Annotated in this window: 6 protein-coding genes and 1 pseudogene; 4 read left to right on the top strand and 3 right to left on the bottom strand. The window is 66.6% G+C overall.

Annotated features, from left to right (window positions below; all coding sequences use genetic code 11):
• Positions 1–62: 62 nt before the first annotated feature.
• Positions 63–878, bottom strand: a complete 816-nt coding sequence (locus WBV89_RS18565) for a PPK2 family polyphosphate kinase (RefSeq protein ID WP_423982816.1) — start codon at positions 876–878, stop codon at positions 63–65.
• A 35-nt stretch (positions 879–913) separates the two neighbouring features.
• On the opposite strand from WBV89_RS18565, the gene WBV89_RS18560 reads away from it, so the two are divergent.
• Positions 914–1,354 (top strand): Fur family transcriptional regulator, encoded by a 441-nt coding sequence (locus WBV89_RS18560; protein ID WP_423982815.1) that lies wholly within the window; start codon positions 914–916, stop codon positions 1,352–1,354.
• Here WBV89_RS18560 and WBV89_RS18555 read toward each other — a convergent pair.
• Positions 1,327–2,238 carry an HTTM domain-containing protein gene (locus WBV89_RS18555; RefSeq protein WP_423982814.1) on the bottom strand — a complete coding sequence of 304 codons (912 nt, stop codon included), beginning with the start codon at positions 2,236–2,238 and terminating at the stop codon, positions 1,327–1,329. The two genes, WBV89_RS18560 and WBV89_RS18555, sit on opposite strands and share 28 nt — an antisense overlap.
• Before the next feature lie 2 nt (positions 2,239–2,240).
• A complete protein-coding gene (locus WBV89_RS18550) occupies positions 2,241–2,675 on the bottom strand; it encodes a hypothetical protein (protein ID WP_423982813.1) in 435 nt (144 codons plus the stop codon).
• 134 nt (positions 2,676–2,809) lie between these two features.
• Here WBV89_RS18550 and WBV89_RS18545 point away from each other — a divergent pair.
• The 3 genes and pseudogenes from WBV89_RS18545 to WBV89_RS18535 form a co-directional block, all read left to right on the top strand.
• Positions 2,810–3,296, top strand: a pseudogene (locus WBV89_RS18545) (ABC transporter ATP-binding protein); the annotation flags it as partial.
• Between the two features lie 235 nt (positions 3,297–3,531).
• Complete coding sequence (locus tag WBV89_RS18540; RefSeq protein ID WP_423982812.1) at positions 3,532–4,302, top strand: ABC transporter permease; 771 nt, start codon at positions 3,532–3,534, stop codon at positions 4,300–4,302.
• 415 nt (positions 4,303–4,717) lie between these two features.
• Positions 4,718–5,323: a flavin reductase family protein gene (locus WBV89_RS18535; protein WP_423982811.1), complete on the top strand. Its 606-nt coding sequence runs from the start codon at positions 4,718–4,720 to the stop codon at positions 5,321–5,323.
• Positions 5,324–5,386 lie beyond the last annotated feature (63 nt).

The following is a 5,386-nucleotide window of genomic DNA, read 5'->3' as shown; positions in this document are numbered from 1 at the left end:
GACGCGCATCTTCGAGGCTCGAGGCTCGAGGCTCGAGGCTCGAGGCTCGAGTCGCGCCGTCGCTACTCGACGACGATGTTGTCGAAATCGATGTCGTCGTCGGGCTCGGGGTACTGCGGATCGATCTGCTCGAGGTGGTGGCGCAGGATCCGCGCGATGCACACGTTGCGTGCCCATTTCCTGTCGGCGGGCACGACGTACCACGGCGCGTCGTTCGTCGACGTCTCCTCGAGCGCCTCGGAGAACGCGTCCATGTAGTCGTCCCACAGTTTGCGATCGTCGAGGTCGCCGGCGCGGAACTTCCAACGCTTGTCGGGGCGCTGCAGCCGCTCTTCGAATCGTTGCTTCTGCTTGTCCTTCGACACGTGCAGGAAGATCTTGACGATGTGTGTGCCCTCGTCGGCCAGCATCTGTTCGAAGTCGCGGATGTGGCGGTAGCGCTTCTTCCACACCTTCGTCGGGACGAGGCCCTTGACCCGAACGACCAGCACGTCCTCGTAGTGCGACCGGTTGAACACCGAGATGTGGCCGTCCTCGGGGGTGTGCGCGTGGATCCGCCACAGGAAGTCGTGTGCGGCTTCCTCCTCGGTCGGAACGCCGAACGGTTGAACGGTGACGCCCGCGGGATTGAGTCCGCTCATCACGGCGCGGATCGTCGAGTCCTTACCGGCCGCGTCGATGCCCTGCAGGACGACGAGCAGCGACGCCGCCTTGCTGGCGAACAACCGCTTCTGGAGGTCGACGAGTGCGGTCATCTCCTCGGCCAGCAGTTGCTCGGCGTGGTCGCGTTTCCAACCGAACGAGCGCGAGGCATCTCGATCGTTCAGACGGGGGTGGCCGTCGACCCGGAGATGCTCGATGAGTTGCTTGGAGCCCATCGACGCACGGTAGCTGGGGTAGCGTCGGCGCCGCGATGGCAGCCATGTCCGAGTTCGACCGCGTGGTGACCGACCTCTTGGCGCCCCACGACCTGCGCTACACGGCGGGTCGGCGCGCGCTGGTGTCCGCTCTGCGAGCTGCCGATCGGCCGGTCACCCTGCCAGAGCTGTTGGAGATGTCGGTCGACCTCCCGCAGAGCTCGGCGTATCGGAACCTGTCGCTGCTCGAGGATGCGGGCGTGGTTCGTCGACTCGTGCATGGAGCGGATCACGCGCACTACGAACTCGCCGAGACGCTCACCGAGCATCACCACCACCTGATCTGCAACGAGTGCGGACTCGTGCAGGACGTGACACTCGAACCGCGCCTCGAACGCACGCTCGACTCGTCGTTCGCCGAGCTCGCGGCGGACGTCGACTTCGTTCCGACCGGACACATCATCGACATCTACGGGCTCTGCGCCGACTGCCGCTGAAGACGCGGCCACATCGACAGGGCGATGCCGCATGCGCGTTCGAGCTCGAAGAACGGGGCGAACGCGACGAGGAACAGCGGGTACGGGAACCCGACGAGCATGAGGGCGAAGACGCCGATGTGCATGAGCCAGGCGGCGATGACCCACGCATTGCGCCACCATCCGCCGAGCAGTGCGACGGGAGCCGAGAACTCGATCAGCAACGTGGCCGTCGCCATGGGTGGAAGCACCCACGGATTGCGCACCGCCACGCCGGCGAGTGGTGATCCGTCGCCGCCGAGCAGTTCGAGCCGCACCGCGGAGTAGGCGATGTGGTTGCGCAGGGTGTCGCCCACCGCCCACTCGATTCCGCCGAGGCGGAGCTTGGCGATGCCCGCGATCACGTAGGTCGACACGACGCAGAGGCACGCGACCTGCAACACGAACCCGTAGGTCGTCGGGTCGCGCCTCGTGACGCCGCGCCGGCGGGCATCGAGCGACCACACATCAGAAGCAGGCGACACCGACAGCAGCACTAGGTGGAGTGCGAAGAGGTTTTCGAAGTGCAGGAGCTGTCCCCACGATGAGCGGTAGGTGGTGAGGAGGAGAACCGCGACGGCGAACACGGGTGCGCTCACGCGGAATCGGTATCCGGCGGACATCGCGAACCCCGCGACGACGGCCACGACGAGCAGGCCACGGACGAGCGATCGCGGGAGCGGGTCGTCGAGCCAGCCGAGCACACCGAGCGCGTCGAAGGTCGGGCTCGACTTGTCGGCGAGCGCCCAGAACACCGGGGCGCGCAACACGAGGTACGTGAGCACGAACACGCCGACACAGATGCGGAACGCTGCGAGGCGTTCGGCCGGTGCGGTGGAGTCCACGAGCCGATCCCAGATGGTCATCGTCACCTTCCCACCGCGCAGCGGGCATGGACGGTGCGCCGGAGCAGGCTGGAGCGGTTCTGGAGGGCGTCGACGGTGTCGTGGCGTTCGGTCACGATCTCGATGGCTTCCACCGTCGCCGTCCGATCCACGTCGTCACCGACCCGACTCGCGATCGAGCGGCATCGGGACTCGGCTCGGTCGAGACGCACGGCGGCTCGTAACTCACCGGCCACGATCAGCGGGTCGTCGCTCGCGCCGATCGTCTCGAGCGACAGATGGACGACTCCGCCCTCGGCGTCGATTCCCTGCGCCGTCACGAACGTGACCTCGGACGTGCGCGTGCGGGCGTACATCGGGTAGGTCGACAGCGGGAAGCTGTCCCGATCGAGCACCACCGGAGCGAAGAGCGCAGCGATCACCCCCACGATCAACAGGGAACGCACGCGTCGGGACATCAGCCTCTCCCGCGCCGACAGTACTTCGGTGTTCTCGTGAACTCTTCGCGCACGGAGCGCGGGAGAAGTTCACGAGAACGCTGGGAGGTGGGCCGGGGAGGCGTGGGTGGGGTCGGGAGGGGTACGTTGCCGTCGTGACCGCTCCCGCGACGTTCGAGCTCACCGACGTGGTCGCCGGACCCGCCGATGACCCGATCCTGAAGGGGGTGACGCTGTCGGTCCCGTGCGAGGGGATCCTCGGCGTGGCGGGACCGTCGGGAGCTGGCAAGTCGACGTTGCTCCGCCTTCTGAACCGGCTCGACGATCCACTCTCGGGGACGATCGAGCTCGACGGTCGCAACATCACCGAGCTCGAACCCCGTGAGCTACGTCGCCGCGTGGCGATGATCTTCCAGACCGCACCGGTCTTTCCGGGCACGGTCCTCGACAATCTGCGAGTCGCGCAACCGGACCTCACGACCGAGCAGGCCGAACGCGAACTCGACCACGTCGGCATGCCACGCGACCTCCTCGATCGGCCCGGCGATCAGTTGAGCGGAGGGGAGGCCCAGCGGATGACGATCGCTCGCGCGCTGCTGACCGAACCGGCGGTGCTGCTCGCCGACGAGCCGACCGCATCGCTGGACACCACGTCCCGACAGACGATCGAGGACCTCGCTCGGACCCTCGCCGACGGCGGCGTACCGCTCGTGTGGATCACGCACGACACAGCGCAACTGCGTCGCATCGCCGACCATGCCGTCGTGTTGATCGACGGAGATGTCGTCGCCTTCGGACACATCGAGGAACTCGATCGTCACGACGACCCGCGAGTTCGCAAGTTCGTCGGCACACCCACCACGTCGGATGGTTCATCGTGAATCACGCGGACATCGGACTCGCCGGGCTCGCGGCGTCGGCCATCCTCATCGCTGTCGCGGTGGGGGTGTCGTTGTGGAGAAGCCTTGGTCTCGAGCGTCAACTGTTGTGGGCCGCGAGCCGGGCGCTCGTCCAGCTCCTGATCGTCGGTTTCGCGTTGCAGTTCGTCGTCGGTGATGACGATCCGCTGGTCTACTCGTTGATCTGGCTCGTGGTGATGCACCTCTTCGCTGCCTACACGACATGGCGTCGCGCCAGCGACGTGCCGTCGGTCTTCGCGTTGTCTCTGCTCGCGTACGCCGCGTCGTCGCTGGTGACCCTCGGGGTGCTCTTCGGATTCCACGTGTACGAACTCGAAGGCCGCACGATCGTTCCGCTCGCCGGGATCGTGGTCGGAAACTCGCTGGCAGCCACCGTGCTGGTGTCGCGCCGCCTGTTCGACGCGAGCAGTGAGCGCCGCACCGAGATCGAGGGCCGCCTCGCGCTGGGTCTCTCCGCGTCCGACGCGTTCCAGCCCGTGCTGCGCGAGTCGTTGCGCACCGCGTTGATCCCGCAGATCGAGACGACGAAGGCGGTGGGGATCATCGCCCTGCCCGGTGCGATGGTCGGCCTCGTCCTCGCGGGCGTCGATCCGGCCGATGCGGTGAGGGTCCAAATTTCGGTGATGTACCTCGTCCTGGGAAGCGTGGCGACCACGACGGCGGTGATGAGCCTCGGGATTGCCCGTGAACTGTTCACCTCGAGCGATCAGCTGATCCGTCGCCGGTAGCCCGGCAGCGCACCCCGACGCGTCCGTTCCGCGCCGACCGCTCCGCCCCGACCGCCGGAGCGGTGCCGTCGGTGAAAGCGGGAGAAGTCTGCGCTCCCAGAACGCACACACCTCACGCGAACGACGGGGCGAGACGGGGCCGGGCGGGACGGGGCCGGGTGGGGCTGCGTCGGGCTGCGTCGGGTGGGTTGATCCGAATCGACATCCGATGCGAACCACGTTCGACGACGCGAGTCGAAAGTCTGATCCCGGGTCACATCTCCCCCTGGTCCCGGGGTCACGATGAAAGACGGCGAGGAGGTTTCGACCTCCTCGCCGTTTCGCGTGTCCGTTGCTCTTGGACCACGTTCGCCAGGAGGGCGGTCACGCGTACGTCGTGATCTTGCCTGACGTGATGTCGCCTTATGGTGCAGGGATGCAGCGTTTCGTCACCGAGGAGATCGACACCGTCGACGCCTACAAACTCCTGTCCGGACTCGTCGTACCGCGACCGATCGGGTGGATCGGCACCCGCTCCGCCGACGGAGTGAACAACCTTGCGCCGTACTCGTTCTTCAATGGGGTCGCGGCCTCACCGCCGACGGTGATGTTCGCCCCGACCGGTCAACCACATGCCCGCAAGGACACGCTCGCGAACGTCCGGGCGACCGGGGTGTTCACGGTGAACATCGTGACGTACGAGCTCGGACCGGCGATGAACGCGTCGTCGGGCACGTATCCCGAACACGTCGACGAGTTCGAGGTCGCGGGACTCACCGTGCGTGAGTCGGAGTCGATCGATGCGCCGATGGTTGCCGAAGCTCCAGCGGCATTCGAGTGTCGGCTCATGCAGATCGTCGACATCGGGGGTGAGCCGATGGGGAGCAGCGTCGTGTTCGGTGAGGTCGTCGCGTTCAACGTCGATGAAGCGATCCTCGACGGGACCCGCGTCGATCAGGCCGCACTCGATCCGATCGGCCGCCACGTCGGCAACCTGTACTCCCGCGGCGGCGAGCTCTACGAGATGATCCGTCCCGCCTAGAAATGCGCGATGGGGAAATGCGCGATGGGGAAATGCGCGATGGGGAAATGCGCGATGGGGAAA

Origin of the sequence: Ilumatobacter sp., from assembly GCF_049588435.1 — a bacterium.
Taxonomy (GTDB): domain Bacteria; phylum Actinomycetota; class Acidimicrobiia; order Acidimicrobiales; family Ilumatobacteraceae; genus Ilumatobacter_A.
This window is presented reverse-complemented; position numbering and strand designations above follow the sequence as displayed.

Bases quoted from the DNA above. Each gene is read 5' to 3' on its own strand.
- WBV89_RS18565 (WP_423982816.1), bottom strand. From the start codon at position 878: ATGGGCTCCAAGCAACTCATCGAGCATCTCCGGGTCGACGGCCACCCC.
- WBV89_RS18560 (WP_423982815.1), top strand. From the start codon at position 914: ATGGCAGCCATGTCCGAGTTCGACCGCGTGGTGACCGACCTCTTGGCG.
- WBV89_RS18555 (WP_423982814.1), bottom strand. From the start codon at position 2,238: ATGACCATCTGGGATCGGCTCGTGGACTCCACCGCACCGGCCGAACGC.
- WBV89_RS18550 (WP_423982813.1), bottom strand. From the start codon at position 2,675: ATGTCCCGACGCGTGCGTTCCCTGTTGATCGTGGGGGTGATCGCTGCG.
- WBV89_RS18535 (WP_423982811.1), top strand. From the start codon at position 4,718: ATGCAGCGTTTCGTCACCGAGGAGATCGACACCGTCGACGCCTACAAA.